The organism is Pseudomonas sp. TYF_14 (assembly GCF_043105275.1).
Taxonomy (GTDB): Bacteria; Pseudomonadota; Gammaproteobacteria; order Pseudomonadales; family Pseudomonadaceae; genus Aquipseudomonas; species Aquipseudomonas alloputida.
In genome coordinates, this window is the sequence record NZ_JBICLK010000006.1 from 1 (window position 1) to 17,239 (window position 17,239).

Sequence of the window (17,239 nt, forward strand, 5' to 3'; positions counted from 1 at the left end):
AAGGCCGGTTTTTTCATGCACGCAGCAATTACAGCTTGCCAGCGTTCTCGCTCAGGTAGGCAGCAACGCCTTCAGGCGAAGCGTTCATGCCCTTGTCGCCTTTTTTCCAGTTGGCAGGGCACACTTCGCCGTGCTCTTCGTGGAACTGCAGAGCGTCAACCAGACGCAGCAGCTCGTCCATGTTACGGCCCAGTGGCAGGTCGTTGACGATCTGCGAACGGACAACACCGTTGGTATCGATCAGGAAGGCACCACGGAAGGCCACGCCGCCTTCGGACTCGACGTCGTAGGCTTTGCAGATTTCGTGGGTCATGTCGGCAGCCAGGGTGTACTTCACCTGACCGATGCCGCCGTTGTTGACCGGGGTGTTACGCCAGGCGTTGTGGGTGAAGTGCGAGTCGATAGACACACCGATCACTTCCACGTTGCGCGCCTGGAAGTCAGGGATGCGGTTGTCCAGGGCGATCAGCTCGGACGGGCAGACAAAGGTGAAGTCCAGCGGGTAGAAGAACACCAGGCCGTACTTGCCCTTGATGGCCGAGGCCAGGTTGAAGCTATCGACGATCTCGCCATTGCCCAGCACGGCCGGAACGGTGAAATCGGGGGCTTTCTTACCAACGAGTACGCTCATTGTAATCTCCTGATGAGGGTGAAAAACCGTTTGCCGGGCCAGACGGGCTTGCCCGACATCCAACAAAGGCCGACCATCATACACGGCTTCTCATGACAGGCCGACTCCGTCGACAAAGCGACCATCGGTCGCTCAAGCACAGCCCTCTCAGAAAGATCTTTGACAAGCATTCTCATTACCATTAAGCTCCAACCCATCGACCCAACCAGCGATGGTCAGCCCTTATGTATGTGTGTCTTTGTGTCGGCGTTACCGACGGACAGATCCGCGATGCGATCTATGAAGGATGCTGCAGTTACAAGGAAGTGCGAGCCGCCACCAATGTCGCCAGCCAGTGTGGGAAATGCGCCTGCGTGGCCAAGCAGGTGGTCCGCGAGACCCTGACCGAGCTTCAGGTCAGCCAGGCGGCCTTGCCCTACCCCGTCGAATTTACCGCTGCCTGAACGCAGAATTTCAAGAACCGGACCTGGTGTCCGGTTTTTTTATGCCCGCAATTCAACAAGTTAGCGTTGCAACGCGGTTCACAAACATTCTTATTCCTATTAATTTTCACTTAGTATTCAAGAACTTAGGTTTGACACACCTAAGTATCGGGCTCAAACTTCAGTGGATTGACACACTTCTACAGGGCAGGAACCCGACATGAAAGGCGACGTAAGCGTCATCCAGCATCTCAACAAGATCCTCGGAAACGAGCTGGTCGCGATCAACCAGTACTTCCTGCACGCACGCATGTACGAAGATTGGGGGCTGAACAAACTCGGCAAGCACGAGTACAAAGAATCCATCGATGAAATGAAGCACGCTGACAAACTGATCAAGCGTATTTTGTTCCTCGAAGGTATTCCTAACGTTCAGGACCTGGGCAAACTGCTGATCGGCGAGCACACCAAGGAAATGCTCGAGTGTGACCTGAAGATTGAACAGCAAGGCCTGGTCGACCTGAAGGCCGCCATCGCCCATTGTGAAACCGCTGGCGACTTCGGCTCGCGTGACGTGCTCGAAGATATCCTCGAGTCCGAGGAAGAACACATCGACTGGCTGGAAACCCAACTGGGGCTGATCGACAAGATCGGTATCGAGAACTACCTGCAGTCGCAGATGGGCGAAGAGTAACTATTCGCCCCATAAAAAAACCCGCTGATCGCGGGTTTTTTTATGCTTGCCGGAAGATCAGGCTTCAGAAGCCTTGGCCTTGGCAGCCGCGTCCTTGATCAGGGTTTGCAGCTCACCCTTCTCGAACATTTCCAGCATGATGTCGCTGCCGCCAACCAGCTCACCGGCTACCCACAGTTGCGGGAAGGTCGGCCAGTTGGCGTATTTTGGCAGGTTGGCGCGAATTTCCGGGTTCTGCAGGATGTCGACGTAGGCGAACTTTTCGCCACAACCCATCACGGCCTGCGATGCACGCGCAGAGAAGCCGCACTGCGGGGCATTCGGCGAGCCTTTCATGTAAAGCAGAATGGTGTTGTTGGCAATCTGCTCTTTGATCGTTTCGATGATATCCATGTAGCACCTCGGCTGAACTATCCGACACAGTCGTCGGCACGGTGTCGCATTGTATCGGAAAGCCGAGCGCTGTGCTCGGCCTTGCCGTTCCTCAAGCGGCCTCGACCTGCACGGGTACGCCATTGAGTGCAGCGTTTCCGGAAACCTGGTCCCTAAAGCGCTCATCGGTCAGGTCATTGGCACTCACGCCGGGTTGCGCCTGGGCGATCTGCAGGTGCACGCCCTGACGACCATGACCATAACCATGGGGCAAGCTGACCACACCGGGCATCATGTCCTCGCAGGCCTGCACCTCGACCTCCAGTGAGCCAGTACGCGAACGGATGCGCACGCGCTGGCCATCCTGCAGTTGCCGCTGCTGCAAATCTTGCGGGTGCATCAACAACTGATGCCGTGGCTTGCCTTTCACCAGGCGATGGAAGTTGTGCATCCACGAGTTGTTGCTGCGCACATGACGGCGCCCGATCAGCAGCAGCTCGCCCGGCACTGGGGGCGTCATTTGCGCCAGGCGGTGCAGGTCGTCCAGCAAAACCTGGGGGGCGGCTTCGACAGCCTTGCTGGCAGTTGCCAGGCGCCCAGCGAGGTTGCTGCGTAACGGCCCCAGGTCAAGCCCGTGCGGGTGATCGTCCAGTGTTGCCAGGGAGAGCCGCCAGGGCGTTGCTTCACCATAGCGCCCTTTGCGCAGGGCTTGATCAATCATCTGCGCAGGCGACCAGGTCGGCTTCAACGCCAACTCGGCACGCTTGGCAAACGCCTGGGCCAGGCCGACGAAGATCTCCCAGTCATGCAGTGCCCCCTCCGGCTTGGCCAGGATCGCCCGGTTGAAGCGCGTGACATTGCGCACTGCCAGCAAGTTGAAGGTGCTGTCGTAATGGTCGTTCTCCAGCGCTGAGGTGGAGGGCAGGATCAAGTCGGCATGGCGGGTGGTTTCGTTGATGTAGAGATCGATACTGAGCATGAACTCCAGACCCTCCAGCGCCGTATCCAGCTGGCGGCCGTTAGGCGTGGACAACACAGGGTTACCGGCAACGGTCACCAGGGCGCGCACCTGCCCTTCGCCCGGTGTTTGCATTTCCTCGGCCAGGGCAGCCACCGGCAGCTCGCCGCCATACTCGGGCAAACCCGACACACGGCTCTGCCAGGCGTTGAAATGGCCGCCCGAGGTGGTTGCCACCAGGTCGACGGCAGGCTCCGTGCACAACGCGCCGCCTGTGCGGTCGAGGTTGCCGGTCACCAGGTTCACAAGTTGCACCAGCCAGTGGCAAAGGGTACCGAATGCTTGGGTCGAGACGCCCATGCGGCCGTAGCACACGGCCTGCCCGGCAGCAGCGAAGTCGCGTGCCAGCTGGCGAATATCCGCTGCAGCAATACCACATTGGGCGCTCACGGCCTCGGCACTGAACGGCGCAATGGCCTCGCGCACCTGCTGCAGGCCGTTGACCGGCAAGTGCGAGCCCCGTGCCAGGCCCTCTTCGAACAATGTGTTGAGCAAGCCGCACAACAGGGCTGCATCACCACCGGGGCGTATGAACAAATGGCTGTCAGCCATTGCCGCCGTTTCGCTACGCCGCGGGTCAACCACCACCAGGCGCCCACCACGCGCCCGCAGGGCCTTAAGGCGCTTCTCCACGTCCGGGACGGTCATGATGCTGCCATTGGAGGCCAGCGGGTTGCCGCCAAGAATCAGCATGAACCCCGTGTGGTCGATGTCCGGAATCGGCAGCAGCAGCCCATGCCCATACATCAAGTGGCTGACCAGGTGTTGGGGCAACTGGTCCACTGAAGTGGCTGAGAAACGGTTACGGGTCTTGAGCAGGCCTAGAAAGTAGTTGCTGTGGGTCATCAAGCCGTAATTGTGCACGCTCGGGTTGCCTTGGTAGACCGCCACGGCATTGCGCCCATGGGCTTGCTGGACCGCCCACAATTTTTCGGCTGCCAGTGCGAAAGCCTCATCCCAGCCAATGGCCTGCCAATGCTCGCCGACTCGCTTGTGGGGCTGACGCAGGCGATCCGGGTCGTTCTGGATGTCCTGCAACGCCACGGCCTTGGGGCAGACATGGCCACGGCTGAACGGGTCCAGGGGGTCGCCCTTGATCGAGCTGATCAGCGCCCGCCCGTCCTCCTCATGGCTGACTTCGATGTTGAGCCCGCAGATCGCTTCGCACAGGTGACAGGCACGGTGATGCAGGGTCTTGGTCATGGCCGCCTCTGCCTTGTTGTTGTCGAACAGTGACTATGCGCCCGCCCCCGCCCTGCGGCCAGTGCGCTTCGCCGCGTGAATCCACCGACATCATGCGCACGATTTACGACAGCCATTTGCCAAATTGCCAGCAAGCCGTGTACAACCGTCTGTAGCAAATAAAGAACAGCACGGGCCAACGGGTAAAGACACCCTTTGCAACACCCTTTGCAATCACGCCGCTTTTCCCCCCTTGGCTTCAGGCGACATTTACTTATAGTATTGCGCCTTTCCCTATTTCGTCCGCCCCGTGCGGCTTACGCCGCAGGTCACCCCCGTTGTCAAAAAAAACCATACGGTCGACCTGCATACCGTTGCAGATAAGGTAGTCACTCATGAGCGCTAGGCACTTTCTCTCCCTGCTGGACTTCACCACCGACGAATTGCTCGGGGTGATCCGCCGCGGCATCGAGCTGAAGGACCTGCGCAAGCGAGGCGTGCTGTTCGAACCGCTGAAGAACCGTGTGCTAGGCATGATCTTCGAAAAGTCCTCGACCCGTACCCGTGTGTCGTTCGAGGCCGGCATGATCCAGCTCGGCGGCCAGGCCATCTTCCTGTCGCCCCGCGACACCCAGCTGGGCCGCGGCGAGCCAATTGGTGACAGCGCCATCGTGCTGTCGAGCATGGTTGATGTGGTGATGATCCGGACCCACGCCCACAGCACCCTGACCGAGTTCGCCGCCAAGTCGCGTGTGCCCGTGATCAACGGCCTGTCCGACGAATCGCACCCGTGCCAACTGCTGGCCGACATGCAGACCTTCGTTGAACACCGCGGCTCGATTCAGGGCAAGACCGTGACCTGGATCGGCGATGGCTTCAACATGTGCAACTCCTATATCGAAGCCGCCAGGCAGTTCGATTTCCAGCTGCGCATCGCCTGCCCCGAAGGCTATGAGCCGGATCAACGCTTCATGGCACTGGGCGGCGACCGCGTGCAGATCATCCGGGATGCCAGGGAAGCTGTGCGTGATGCACACCTGGTGGTCACCGATGTCTGGACTTCCATGGGTCAGGAGGAGGAAACTGCACGGCGCCTGGCGCATTTCGCGCCTTACCAGGTCACCCGCGAACTGCTCGACCTGGCTGCACCCGATGTCCTCTTCATGCACTGCCTGCCCGCCCACCGTGGCGAGGAAATCAGCCAGGACCTGCTCGACGACCCACGTTCGGTCGCCTGGGACGAGGCTGAAAACCGCCTGCATGCACAGAAGGCGCTTCTCGAATTCCTTGTAGAACCGGCTTACCACCACGCATGAGTCAACCCCTACTGCTCAACCTGCGCAACCTCGCCTGCGGCTATGGCGACCAGCGCATCGTCCAGAACCTCAACCTGCACCTGAACGCAGGCGACATCGGTTGCCTGCTGGGTTCATCCGGTTGTGGCAAGACCACCACCCTGCGCGCCATCGCCGGTTTCGAGCCGGTGCACGAAGGTGAAATCCACCTGGCCGGTGAGGTCATTTCCCGGGCTGGCTTCACCCTGGCCCCGGAAAAGCGCCGCATCGGCATGGTATTTCAGGACTACGCACTGTTCCCGCACCTGACCGTGGCGCAGAACATTGCCTTTGGTATCGCCAAACACCCACGCCAGGCGGCCGTCATCGAAGAGATGCTGGAGCTGGTCAAACTCGGCGGGCTGGGCGGGCGTTACCCGCATGAGCTGTCCGGCGGCCAGCAGCAACGTGTCGCCCTGGCCCGGGCGCTGGCGCCCGAGCCGCAACTGCTGCTGCTTGACGAGCCATTCTCCAACCTCGACGTGGAGCTGCGCCGGCGCCTGAGCCATGAGGTTCGCGACATTCTCAAAAGCCGCGGTACCAGCGCCATTCTGGTCACCCATGACCAGGAAGAAGCCTTTGCCGTCAGCGACCAGGTCGGCGTCTTCAAGGAAGGCCGCCTGGAACAGTGGGACACGCCCTACAACCTTTACCACGAACCGCAGACGCCATTCGTGGCGAGTTTCATCGGCCAGGGGTACTTCATCCGTGGGCAAATGAGCAGCCACGAGGCGGTCAATACCGAAGTGGGTGAGCTGCGCGGTAACCGCGCCTACATCATGGCGCCGGGCAGCTCGGTGGATGTACTGCTGCGCCCGGATGATATCGTGCATGCACCTGGCAGCGCGCTCATGGCGAACATCGTGGGCAAGAGTTTCCTTGGGGCATCCACGCTCTACCGCCTGCAGTTGCCCACCGGTAGCCAGCTCGAAGCGATCTTCCCTAGCCATAACGACCACGAGATCGGTGAGAATGTGGAGATTGCAGTGAAGGCCGATCACCTCGTGCTATTCCCGGTACCGGGTAGCGTTGCGGCACAGTTGCCACGCCAGGAGAATGGCGTGCGTCGATACAGTTCGGCGACTTGACTTCAGAACCAGAGGGCCGCTTGGCGGCCCCCTGTTCTCAGCCTCGACCAATCCCGGCAAACGTGCCCTGCGTATACTCCGCCAGCACCGCCGCGGCCAACTCCACTTCCAGGCCACGCCTGCCGGCGCTGACATGGATAGTTGCAAAATTCTGCGCCGAGTCATCAATAAAGGTCCGCAGGCGCTTCTTCTGCCCCAGCGGGCTGATGCCGCCCACCAGGTAACCGGTCGCCCGCTGCGCCGCTGCCGGGTCGGCCATCTCGCACTTTTTTACCCCGGCAGCATGGGCCAGGGCCTTGAGGTCCAAGGTCCCCACCACAGGCACAACCGCTACCAGCAATTCCCCTTTCTCGCTGCTTGCCAGCAACGTCTTGAACACCTGTTGCGGGTCGAGCCCGAGCTTTTCTGCCGCCTCCAGGCCATACGACGCCGACTTCGGGTCATGTTCATAACTGTGCACACGATGCTCGGCACGGTGCTTCTTCAACAGGTCTAGGGCGGGGGTCATGCAAGGGCTCCAGTCAGGGACGACTCGGCGGCTACTTTAGGACAATTCCCACATCCCAGCCACCGCACCGCAATCGCGCGCGTCTAGTACAGGGATCAGCAGCTGATTCTAGCGACCATATCGTGACTGACCGTTCACTTTCGACCTTTGACATCAGCGTTTCTTGTCTATATTTTTTCGTTTCTGAATAAGCGGTGCACTTATAAGGTGCATTTCCTACATCACCCGGGGTCAATGGGGATAGACACCGGGTTTTGCTGTCGAGCGCCACGCGCCTCACAACAAAAAAAACGAGGTCATACATGACGACTGCTCTGCGCCAACCCACACTGTCCAGCCAATGCCTGGCCGAGTTTCTCGGCACCGCCCTGCTCATCTTCTTCGGTACCGGCTGCGTCGCCGCGCTCAAGGTGGCCGGCGCCAGCTTCGGGCTTTGGGAAATCAGTATCATCTGGGGCGTGGGCGTCAGCATGGCCATCTACCTCACCGCCGGTATTTCCGGTGCGCACCTGAACCCAGCCGTGAGTATCGCCCTCACACTGTTCGCAGGGTTCGACAAGCGCAAGCTGCCCTTCTACATGCTGGCCCAGGTATGCGGCGCATTCTGTGGCGCAGCACTGGTCTACACGCTGTACAGCAATCTGTTCTTCGATTTCGAACAAGCCCACGCCATGCTGCGCGGTAGCGAAGGCAGCCTGGAGCTGGCCTCGGTGTTCTCCACCTACCCGCACCCGTCGCTGTCCACCAGCCAGGCGTTTCTGGTTGAAGTGGTGATCACTGCCATTCTGATGGCCGTGATCATGGCCCTGACCGACGACAACAACGGCCTGCCGCGCGGCGCCATGGCCCCGCTGCTGATCGGCCTGCTGATTGCAGTGATTGGCAGCGCCATGGGCCCATTGACTGGCTTTGCGATGAACCCGGCCCGCGATTTCGGGCCAAAACTCATGACCTTCCTGGCCGGTTGGGGCGAAATCGCCTTCACTGGCGGGCGGGATGTTCCCTATTTCCTGGTTCCGGTATTTGCACCGATCCTTGGCGCCTGCTTGGGTGCAGCGAGCTATCGCGGCCTGATTGCACGCAACCTGCCAATGGCGCCCGCCGCGACCCCTGAGACAAATGACATTCGCCAGGGCGATACTCAAGCCAATTGATGCCACCATCACGCACAGCCCTGACCCCCTATTCTTGCAAGGCCTACGACCATGACAGACACCCAGGATAAGAACTACATCATCGCCCTGGACCAGGGTACCACCAGTTCGCGGGCGATCATTTTCGACCGTGACGCCAATGTTGTAGGTACCTCCCAGCGCGAGTTCGCACAGCATTACCCGCAGGCGGGCTGGGTCGAGCATGACCCGATGGAGATTTTCGCCACACAAAGCGCGACCATGGTCGAGGCCCTGGCCCAGGCGGGTATCAGCCACGCCCAGGTCGCCGCGCTGGGCATTACCAACCAGCGCGAAACCACGGTGGTATGGGACAAGGAAACCGGGCGCCCGGTGTACAACGCCATTGTCTGGCAGTGCCGCCGCAGCACCGAGATCTGTGCTCAGCTCAAGCGTGACGGCCATGAAGACTACATTCGTGAAACCACCGGCCTGGTCACCGACCCGTATTTCTCCGGCACCAAGCTGAAATGGATCCTCGACAATGTCGACGGCGCCCGTGAACGCGCCGAGCGTGGCGAACTGCTGTTCGGCACCATCGACACCTGGCTGATCTGGAAGTTTACGGGTGGGAAGGTTCACGTCACCGACTACACCAATGCCTCGCGCACGCTGATGTTCAACATCCACAGCCTGCAGTGGGACGACAAGCTGCTGGAAATCCTGGGCATCCCGCGGCAGATGCTGCCTGAGGTGCGCCCATCCTCGGAAGTGTACGGCCACACCAAGAGCGGCATAGCCATCGCCGGTATCGCCGGCGACCAGCAATCGGCACTGTTCGGCCAGATGTGCGTGGAGCCGGGCCAAGCCAAGAATACCTACGGCACTGGCTGCTTCCTGTTGATGAACACGGGCGACCAGGCGGTGAAGTCGTCCCACGGCCTGCTCACGACCATTGCCTGCGGCCCGCGTGGTGAGGTGGCCTATGCACTGGAAGGCGCGGTATTCAATGGTGGCTCTACCGTGCAATGGCTGCGTGACGAACTGAAGATCGTCAACGACGCCCTGGATACCGAGTATTTCGCCAGCAAGGTCAAGGACAGCAATGGCGTGTACCTGGTGCCAGCCTTTACCGGCCTGGGTGCCCCGTACTGGGACCCGTATGCCCGTGGTGCGTTGTTCGGCCTGACACGTGGCGTGAAGGTAGACCACATCATCCGCGCCGCACTGGAGTCCATCGCCTACCAGACCCGCGATGTCCTCGACGCCATGCAGCAGGACTGTGGCCAGCGCCTGTCCGAGCTGCGCGTGGACGGTGGTGCCGTGGCCAACAACTTCCTCATGCAGTTCCAGGCCGACATCCTCGGCACCTGCGTGGAGCGGCCGCAGATGCGCGAAACCACGGCGCTGGGCGCCGCCTATCTGGCAGGCCTGGCCTGTGGCTTCTGGAGTGGCCTGGACGAGCTGCGCGACAAGGCGATCATCGAGCGTGAGTTCAGCCCGCAACTGGACGAAACGCAGAAAGAAAAGCTGTATGCCGGCTGGAAGAAGGCGGTCGAGCGTACCCGTGACTGGGAAGATCACGAGGCATGATAGCTGTTGGGGCCGCCATGCGGCCCCAATCGTCTACTGGCCGTCATCCCCTTCCTACGGCATCATTGCAGAATTTGTCCGGCAGCCCCAAAGGACCGCCCATGAATCTGCCCCCCCGCCAACAACAAATCCTCGAACTGGTACGCGAACGCGGCTATGTCAGTATCGAGGAAATGGCGCAGCTGTTCGTTGTCACTCCCCAGACCATCCGACGCGACATCAATCAGCTTGCCGAGCTCAACCTGCTGCGCCGTTACCACGGCGGCGCAGCTTACGACTCGAGCATCGAGAACACCGCCTACGCCATGCGTGCCGACCAGATGCGTGACGAAAAGCAGCGCATTGCCGACGCCGTAGCCCGGCAGATTCCCGACCATGCGTCGCTGTTCATCAACATCGGCACCACCACCGAATCGATCGCACGGGCGCTGCTCAACCACAGCCACCTGAAAGTCATCACCAATAACTTGCATGTGGCGGCGATCCTGGCCGCCAAGGACGATTTCGAAGTGCTGGTGGCAGGTGGCACGGTGCGCCGAGATGGTGGTGTCGTCGGCCAGGCCAGTGTCGATTTCATCAACCAGTTCAAGGTCGACTTCGCCCTGGTGGGCATCAGCGGTATCGACGAGGATGGCAGCCTGCTCGATTTCGACTATCAGGAAGTGCGGGTGTCGCAAGCCATCATTGCCAATGCCCGGCAAGTGATCCTCGCCGCCGACTCCAGCAAGTTCGGGCGCAATGCCATGGTGCGCCTGGGCTCGATCGACCTGGTCGACTGCCTGGTGACCGACCGGACACCAACCCCGGCCCTTACCCAATTGTTGAACCAGAACAAGATCAGGCTTGAGGTGGTCTGAGGGCTGGTGGGTGCATGCCGCCAGACTTTTGGTGTCTGCGTGAGCAAGCGCCCCCTCACCCAAGCCGTACCCCCTGAATTTTCGTAAATGTTCACTTCATTGTCATTTGATCAGTTTTTTCTATAGAGACTGACTGGCGACCGGCGTTCTGTTGCGCTAATATTTTCGCAAACGAACATCAATGTTCACATTCGATGTGAACAGCCTCAGGAGGCCTTGCCCGTGTCCCAGCCAGTTTCGTCCCAGCCCCCAACAGCCAACTGCTATGACCTTGCCGTAATCGGCGGTGGCATCAATGGCGTGGGCATCGCTGCCGACGCCGCTGGTCGCGGCTTGAAGGTCTTCCTTTGCGAAAAAGACGACCTGGCCCAACACACGTCGTCAGCCAGCAGCAAACTGATTCACGGTGGCCTGCGCTACCTGGAGCACTACGAATTTCGTCTTGTACGCGAGGCCCTGGCTGAACGCGAAGTGCTGCTGGCCAAGGCGCCCCACATCGTCAAACCTATGCGCTTCGTGCTTCCGCACCGCCCGCACCTGCGCCCTGCATGGATGATCCGCGCCGGCCTGTTCCTCTACGACCACCTGGGCAAGCGCAAGCGCCTTGGCGCCTCGCGCAGCCTGCGCTTTGGCCCGGGCTACCCGCTGAAGCCGGCAATCACCCGCGGCTTCGAATACGCCGACTGCGCTGTCGATGACGCCCGCCTGGTAGTACTCAACGCCATGGCGGCCCGTGAGCTTGGCGCCCATATCCGCACCCGCACCCGCTGCTTGCGCGCCGAACGTGTAGAGGGCTTGTGGCAGGTAGAGCTACAGCACGCCGATGGCAGCCTCCAGACGATCCATGCCCGCGCGCTGGTCAACGCCGCCGGCCCGTGGGTGGCCAGCTTCATCAAGGACGACCTCAAGCTCGATGCGCCTTACGGCATCCGCCTGATCCAGGGCAGCCACATTATCGTGCCGCGCCTGTATGAAGGCGAACATGCCTACATTCTGCAGAATGAAGACCAGCGCATCGTCTTCTGCATCCCGTATCTGGACCGCTTTACCCTGATCGGCACCACTGACCGGGAATACAGCGGCGACCCGGCCGCGGTCGCCATTACCGAGCAGGAAACACATTACCTGTTGAAGGTCGTCAACGAGCACTTCAACCACCAACTGAGCCAAGCCGACATCCTGCATACCTACTCCGGCGTTCGGCCGCTGTGCAACGACGAGTCGGACAACCCTTCGGCGGTGACCCGGGACTACACACTCGCCCTTTCGGCAGAGGTTGGCCAGGCACCGCTGCTGTCGGTGTTCGGCGGCAAGCTCACCACCTACCGCAAGCTGGCCGAATCGGCCATGGCTGAACTCAAGCCCTTCTTCACTCAGATGCGCGCCCCCTGGACCGCCAGTGCGCCACTACCGGGCGCAGAGGGCATGACAACGGTACAGGCGCTGATCGATGCCGTACTGGCACGTTGCGGCTGGTTGCCTGTCGACCTGGCCAAACGCTGGGTGCTCACCTATGGCAGCCGTGTGTGGCGACTGCTCGATGGCGTTCACGGCCCCGAAGACCTCGGGCAGGCTATCGGGGCCGGGCTGTTCACCCGTGAGGTGGACTACCTGCTGGAGGAGGAATGGGCTGAGCAAACCGCTGACATTATCTGGCGCCGCACCAAGCTGGGCCTGTCGCTGACCGCACAGGAGCAGATGGCCCTGGAGGCGTATCTGCAGCAAGCCCGCAAGGTGCGGGCGAATAGCCGCGCAGCCTGATACCTACGGTGAAGCCCTCTTGATCCGTCAAGGGGGCGTATTCGCCCAGCGCTCGTAGGCTTCACGCGCCAACCGCGCCAGCAATGCCCGCTCGCTGCGATCGAAATCAGCCTTCAGTGCTTCACAGCGTTGCAGAAACTCGTTTTCGCTGATCACTTGCTCATCTACCTGAGCCTGCAGGGCCTCCATACGCTGGTGCAGTGGCTGTACCAGGTCTTCAAATCGCTGCGCATGAAACTCGCGCGCGTATTGCTCCCAGAAAGGCCGCTGTGCCAGCGAGGCAATCAGGGCATCCGTCGACTCATTTTGTAAAACCGCGTCCTGGACCCGCAGCAGGTTGCTGGTGGTCACGTTTGCAAAACCTGGGTAGTGCATTTCGTCGAGCTCGATCGGCAAGCCCAATGGACGCGCAAGCCGCTGTCGGTAAAACAGCCTTGTCTCAATTTCATCGATATGTGGGGCGTGCTCGGCATGCATGCGTTGCACGTGCAACGTCGCGTGGCGGTCAACCTCGTCCAGGCGAAACAAACCACGCGCCAGGCTTAGCAAGCGAGCTTCCATCCGACTGCCATGCGCGTCTTCGACGGCGCGCAACACCAGAACCCCAAGCTCCATCTGCTCCAGCAACAGCAGCAGGCGGTCTTCACAACTGCGTGGACCAGACGCCTCGAGAAACAACTGGTGACGCAACTGCTCGTGCTGCTCACACGTTTCCAGAATTCGCCAGATTCGGCTGCGGTAATGCCCAGGGTGCTGTTCAAAGTCCTCGCCGTGGACGAAGTCTGCCAGAAAGCGGAACATTCCATCTGAGTGCGGTTCCTCAAGCAGCGCTGTCCATATGGCCTGCTGGCGATCACGTTCAGCGTCGGCTGTGCTGTTGGCCCAGGTATTGAACAGGTCACTGTCAATGGCGCGATGGCGTGCGGACGCTGACCCCCACTGGCCCGGGGCCACACCTCGTGCCTCATCGAGCAGCAATGCGTCAGCTTCGCCAAGTGGATTATCGTGCAAGGACAACTGGTGCACCTGCCGGCGCAGCTGCTGCAACTCTCGGCGCAGTGTGCGAATGTTGTTGTTACGCACGTCCACATGGGCACGAAATGAGATCTGCTCAGGCAACGCCTCAAGGCCAGCAGAGCGCAGGTTGACTTCACGCAAATTGCCCAGGCGCGTCAGTACCGGCGCCCTTCCCAACGGGTTGTGGCTGAGGTCCAGGTACCGCAGCGCACTCATCCCGGCAAGACGCAATTCACCGGCCTCATCCATTATCACGCTGTTACGGCGCAGGTTCAGCTGCCGCAGGCGGGGCATATGTTCAATGCCGTGAGGGATCGCAGTCAGGCGATTGCCGGACAGGTCGAGTTCAATCAGGTTGGGAAAACGGCGAAGAAAGTCCGCATTGATTTCACCAAGGCCCAGATCACTGAGGATCAGCCGTCGCACATGATCAAAGCTCACCCCCTCCGGTAATTCGGGCAGACTCCCGATACGCTCTCCGCTGATGATCAGCGCGTAGTCCCCGGCCTCGTCGGTTATCTTGCGCCGCCAGCTTCGCCGTACGGCAGTAGCGACCCGACGGCGGCGTAAAGCGTCCAGTGGGTTACTGGCATCCCTGCGCCACTGGCGCAGGCTCTGACGCAGGCGCGCCAACTGCCCCGTCAGCTGGCTGTAGTGCTCCCACAACCCTACTCGCCGCTCCATGAGGTCAAGCAGATAGGCTTGTAGCTCCCCGTCTGTCATCGTCGGAAACACTTGGTGAATACCACGCCCTATGGCACGCCGACTGCTCTCGCCTCGCCCACTCAAGGCATACCCGATACGCCCATCCCCGAAACGGGTCGGGGGTCGCAGGCCAACGCCCAGACGCGGCATGCCACAGAGCTCAGCCGCTTGGGTACGATCACCGGCAGCGGCCTCGATCAGCAACGAGCCCAGGGCGCCTGGACTGACAGCGGCATCGCCGAGATCGGCTGTCTGCGTCTCGTCCAGCGCAGCCAACAGTGCCGCCAGGTAGGGGCCGGATGTACCTTGACCGGCGTAGCGATAGCCGTCGCCGCGGCGCACGATACACCGTACATCCTGCGCAGACTCTGCGCCGATACCGGCCAGATACCGGCCACTCGGGCTACCTTCGCGCAGTTCGATGCGCAGGGTGTCCGGCCATTTCAGCTGACGCTCGAGCAAGCCCAAAGCCAGGCGTTCGGTGTCCGGATTGACGCAACGCGGCAGGCGCAAACCGGCACAGGCCCTGTCCAGACGGCTTTCGCGCAGCGACCATCGTGCACGCTCGGCCACTGCCAAAGGGATCCGCTGCGCGTTGCTGAGCGTATCGAGCTGCGCACCGCTGCATTGCTGAAGCAGCTCACGGGTACAGCGAGCCGACAGGCCGGGGAAAGTGCGCCGCAGTATCCGCTCGATGCCATTGGGCTGCACTTGCCGATCAGCAACGTACTGCGCCAGTCGCGGCGCGCTGAAGTCCGGGTGTAATTCATGTGCCTGATAAAGCTCCAGGGCATCGAGCAACCGTGCAGGTGCGCCCATGTGCTCGACGTGCAAACGGCGAATCTGCGCTTCACTCAGCCCTGTCACCTGGAGCAGGTAGTCACATGTCGGTTCCGGTAGCTCTGCCAGGGGCGTACTCAAACGGCGTACCAGATTGGCCCGCCCTTCCCAGTATTGGGGAGCTTCCAGTTCGTGGCGCCAGCCGCCGGCGCCATTCTGCTCGATCACAGGCTGATAGGCACTGGGACGACCAGGGTGCAGGATCCTGGAGCGACCATCCTGTGGATCCTCCAACACCCGATAACAGCCCTCATCAAGGTGCCATAACCATTCCTGTGCGCCAGCACCACGCAAAGGTTGGGCATCGTAACCGGGTAGATCCGTGGCCATGAGCTTGACCTTGCCGGCGGAGGTGCACACCGGTACCAAGTCATCGACGCAGGCCAGACGCTCAAGGGCACGCACGGCCACTTTGCTGCCGGCTGCGATCATCCCGCCGAGCACGACGTTCTCGGCAACGTTGAACAGGTGGTTCAACGCCCCTTCGCGGTCACCCATGCGCCAATCCTCATACCCTTCATAAACTTCGTCAGCAATCTGAACCGCGTTTGCCACCAGCAGCACTTCGCCAAGCACAGGCACGAACGCCCCCGCCACGTTCAGCACATTCAAACCCAGCTCTTTGTAGCCCTGCATGCGCGCTTCACGGTCTTCGTCATCTTCGACATCGGTGGGCACGGCGAGCACCCTGGCGTCATCCCTGATCTTGGCGAGGCATTGCCGACGCAGGTGTACGAACGGTGCGTCAGTGATCGGTGCAGAACGGGCGTCGAGTTCCACCCCGGCTGTCGATGCCTGCGCGACCCGCTCGTTTAATACCCGATAGAAATTGATGCGCTCACGCTCGGTAATGAAGCGTGCGAAAAAGCGCCGATAGGCCGGCGCACGGAAGCGCTTACCGAGGTACTTGTCGAGTGCATCCCAGCTGGCATGACGGGAGACGGGCTGATGAGGGTCATCGGGTATCCAGAGCACCACCGACTCCACTGCGTCAGCTGACGGACGCACTTCCAGCGTCAGCACGCCTTGAACCGGGCGGCCCAGCAGGTACAACTGTCGGGGCACCACAGTGCCCACCAGCGCAGGCACCACCGGCTTTTCGGCAATAAGTGGCAACAGAAAAAAATACGTGCGCTCGTCAATGTCCTGTTTCAACGCAGCGACCCGCATCGCCACCTCGAAATGGGCCTTGAAACTCGCCTCGAAAAGACCGTGCAAGCGGGAAACGGCCTGGCCCGGCTCATCCTCCGGGCCATCTTCAGGCTGTAGATGGTGGGTGAGCAACGCCTGGTACTTGCCCCCTGCGTCGACCTCGCGACATGCGGAGGCAAACGCGTGGAAGCTCATCGGCAGGCGGTTACCGTTGCCATCGACCAGTTCACCTTTGAGCGTGAGCCCGGGGCGTGTCTCCCTGCGATGATAGTTATGCAGCGCCGCCTCCAGCAATGACCGCCTGGAGCGGCGAACATAGGTGGGCCGCAGCAGCACAGGCGAAGCGCTGGGCAGCAACAGCCGCTGCGAGACCCGTACCCTCCAGCCCGTCACGTCCGGGTTGCTGAAGCCGCTCTTGCGCAGTTTCGTTTTGAGCAACGCTGCTGCGTAGGCCTGCAAAGAAGGGATGGCCTGGAGGATCGGGCCAAGCCGCGCATTGCAGTGCGCCTGGCGACTCAGGGCATTACGTAACGCATCGAGCCTTTCCGGTTGGGCGTGGTCGACTAGCCATCCAGGCAAATTCTGGGCGATCAGGCTATCGATGGAATCGTTCGGGAGCCGGTGCGGTGACATCTGTGGAACTCTCCAGGCAAAGAGCAAAGCTCACTACGTCTGAGCCCTTGCCGCGCACTGCATAGTTACCGCAAGCGATACCGGGATAGGTTGGCAGCCCATGCGTTCGGATAACCGAATGAGCAATCGCTGTTTATTCGGCCTGGCGAACCCCAGAGAGAGGTCGAGACTGTCAAGCACGAGCAATACCAGTGGTTTAAGGTCGACAGCAGGGCTTGGCACGAGTCATGCTCTACACTTGGTAGCCGAATGCACCCGCTTCTTGCTGTATTCGTTGAACGAAGAGTCCGCCAACGGCTCCATAAAAAAAACAAACACGT

The 17,239-nt window shown here is 60.8% G+C and carries 13 protein-coding genes; 8 read left to right on the forward strand and 5 right to left on the reverse strand.

Features of this window, described 5'->3' with window-relative positions; translation table 11 throughout:
* Positions 1-28 precede the first annotated feature (28 nt).
* Positions 29-631, reverse strand: coding sequence for a peroxiredoxin (locus ACF8O8_RS01415; RefSeq protein ID WP_003254945.1), 603 nt, complete (start codon positions 629-631; stop codon positions 29-31).
* A gap of 224 nt (positions 632-855) precedes the next feature.
* On the opposite strand from ACF8O8_RS01415, the gene ACF8O8_RS01420 reads away from it, so the two are divergent.
* Together ACF8O8_RS01420 and bfr are read left to right on the forward strand one after the other, a co-directional pair.
* On the forward strand, positions 856-1,074 hold the full coding sequence (locus ACF8O8_RS01420) for a bacterioferritin-associated ferredoxin (RefSeq protein WP_003254947.1): 219 nt from the start codon (positions 856-858) through the stop codon (positions 1,072-1,074).
* A 199-nt stretch (positions 1,075-1,273) separates the two neighbouring features.
* Positions 1,274-1,747: a bacterioferritin gene (gene bfr, locus ACF8O8_RS01425; RefSeq protein WP_003254948.1), complete on the forward strand. Its 474-nt coding sequence runs from the start codon at positions 1,274-1,276 to the stop codon at positions 1,745-1,747.
* Positions 1,748-1,804: 57 nt separating this feature from the next.
* Here bfr and grxD read toward each other — a convergent pair whose 3' ends face one another.
* Both grxD and ACF8O8_RS01435 read right to left on the reverse strand, forming a co-directional pair.
* Positions 1,805-2,140 (reverse strand): Grx4 family monothiol glutaredoxin, encoded by a 336-nt coding sequence (grxD, locus tag ACF8O8_RS01430; RefSeq protein ID WP_010952251.1) that lies wholly within the window; start codon positions 2,138-2,140, stop codon positions 1,805-1,807.
* Positions 2,141-2,231: 91 nt separating this feature from the next.
* Positions 2,232-4,340, reverse strand: coding sequence for a molybdopterin-dependent oxidoreductase (locus tag ACF8O8_RS01435; protein WP_392509141.1), 2,109 nt, complete (start codon positions 4,338-4,340; stop codon positions 2,232-2,234).
* 374 nt (positions 4,341-4,714) lie between these two features.
* Between ACF8O8_RS01435 and argF the strand changes: the two genes are divergently transcribed.
* Together argF and ACF8O8_RS01445 are read left to right on the forward strand one after the other, a co-directional pair.
* Positions 4,715-5,635, forward strand: coding sequence for an ornithine carbamoyltransferase (gene argF / locus ACF8O8_RS01440; protein ID WP_003254953.1), 921 nt, complete (start codon positions 4,715-4,717; stop codon positions 5,633-5,635).
* Entirely contained in the window at positions 5,632-6,741 is a 1,110-nt protein-coding gene (locus tag ACF8O8_RS01445; protein WP_010952248.1) for an ABC transporter ATP-binding protein, read from the forward strand. Before argF ends, ACF8O8_RS01445 begins: the two co-directional genes overlap by 4 nt.
* A 37-nt stretch (positions 6,742-6,778) precedes the next feature.
* Here the strand turns inward: ACF8O8_RS01445 and ybaK are convergent, their stop codons facing one another.
* Positions 6,779-7,249, reverse strand: coding sequence for a Cys-tRNA(Pro) deacylase (ybaK, locus tag ACF8O8_RS01450; protein ID WP_003254957.1), 471 nt, complete (start codon positions 7,247-7,249; stop codon positions 6,779-6,781).
* A gap of 302 nt (positions 7,250-7,551) precedes the next feature.
* Here ybaK and ACF8O8_RS01455 point away from each other — a divergent pair, with 302 nt between their 5' ends.
* The 4 genes from ACF8O8_RS01455 to glpD all read left to right on the forward strand — a co-directional run bounded on the left by ACF8O8_RS01455 (position 7,552) and on the right by glpD (position 12,572).
* Positions 7,552-8,403: an MIP/aquaporin family protein gene (locus ACF8O8_RS01455; RefSeq protein ID WP_350298233.1), complete on the forward strand. Its 852-nt coding sequence runs from the start codon at positions 7,552-7,554 to the stop codon at positions 8,401-8,403.
* A gap of 51 nt (positions 8,404-8,454) precedes the next feature.
* On the forward strand, positions 8,455-9,954 hold the full coding sequence (glpK, locus tag ACF8O8_RS01460) for a glycerol kinase GlpK (protein WP_060495345.1): 1,500 nt from the start codon (positions 8,455-8,457) through the stop codon (positions 9,952-9,954).
* 101 nt (positions 9,955-10,055) lie between these two features.
* Positions 10,056-10,811, forward strand: a complete 756-nt coding sequence (gene glpR, locus ACF8O8_RS01465; RefSeq protein ID WP_010952246.1) for a DNA-binding transcriptional repressor GlpR — start codon at positions 10,056-10,058, stop codon at positions 10,809-10,811.
* Positions 10,812-11,033: 222 nt separating this feature from the next.
* Positions 11,034-12,572 carry a glycerol-3-phosphate dehydrogenase gene (gene glpD / locus ACF8O8_RS01470; RefSeq protein ID WP_020190708.1) on the forward strand — a complete coding sequence of 513 codons (1,539 nt, stop codon included), beginning with the start codon at positions 11,034-11,036 and terminating at the stop codon, positions 12,570-12,572.
* Between the two features lie 27 nt (positions 12,573-12,599).
* Here glpD and ACF8O8_RS01475 read toward each other — a convergent pair whose 3' ends face one another.
* On the reverse strand, positions 12,600-16,919 hold the full coding sequence (locus ACF8O8_RS01475) for an NEL-type E3 ubiquitin ligase domain-containing protein (protein WP_392509142.1): 4,320 nt from the start codon (positions 16,917-16,919) through the stop codon (positions 12,600-12,602).
* Positions 16,920-17,239: the final 320 nt, after the last annotated feature.

Excerpts from the sequence above, each read along its gene's own strand:
- ACF8O8_RS01415 (WP_003254945.1), bottom strand. The coding sequence starts at position 631 with ATGAGCGTACTCGTTGGTAAGAAAGCCCCCGATTTCACCGTTCCGGCC.
- ACF8O8_RS01420 (WP_003254947.1), top strand. The coding sequence starts at position 856 with ATGTATGTGTGTCTTTGTGTCGGCGTTACCGACGGACAGATCCGCGAT.
- bfr (WP_003254948.1), top strand. The coding sequence starts at position 1,274 with ATGAAAGGCGACGTAAGCGTCATCCAGCATCTCAACAAGATCCTCGGA.
- grxD (WP_010952251.1), bottom strand. The coding sequence starts at position 2,140 with ATGGATATCATCGAAACGATCAAAGAGCAGATTGCCAACAACACCATT.
- ACF8O8_RS01435 (WP_392509141.1), bottom strand. The coding sequence starts at position 4,340 with ATGACCAAGACCCTGCATCACCGTGCCTGTCACCTGTGCGAAGCGATC.
- argF (WP_003254953.1), top strand. The coding sequence starts at position 4,715 with ATGAGCGCTAGGCACTTTCTCTCCCTGCTGGACTTCACCACCGACGAA.
- ACF8O8_RS01445 (WP_010952248.1), top strand. The coding sequence starts at position 5,632 with ATGAGTCAACCCCTACTGCTCAACCTGCGCAACCTCGCCTGCGGCTAT.
- ybaK (WP_003254957.1), bottom strand. The coding sequence starts at position 7,249 with ATGACCCCCGCCCTAGACCTGTTGAAGAAGCACCGTGCCGAGCATCGT.
- ACF8O8_RS01455 (WP_350298233.1), top strand. The coding sequence starts at position 7,552 with ATGACGACTGCTCTGCGCCAACCCACACTGTCCAGCCAATGCCTGGCC.
- glpK (WP_060495345.1), top strand. The coding sequence starts at position 8,455 with ATGACAGACACCCAGGATAAGAACTACATCATCGCCCTGGACCAGGGT.
- glpR (WP_010952246.1), top strand. The coding sequence starts at position 10,056 with ATGAATCTGCCCCCCCGCCAACAACAAATCCTCGAACTGGTACGCGAA.
- ACF8O8_RS01475 (WP_392509142.1), bottom strand. The coding sequence starts at position 16,919 with ATGTCACCGCACCGGCTCCCGAACGATTCCATCGATAGCCTGATCGCC.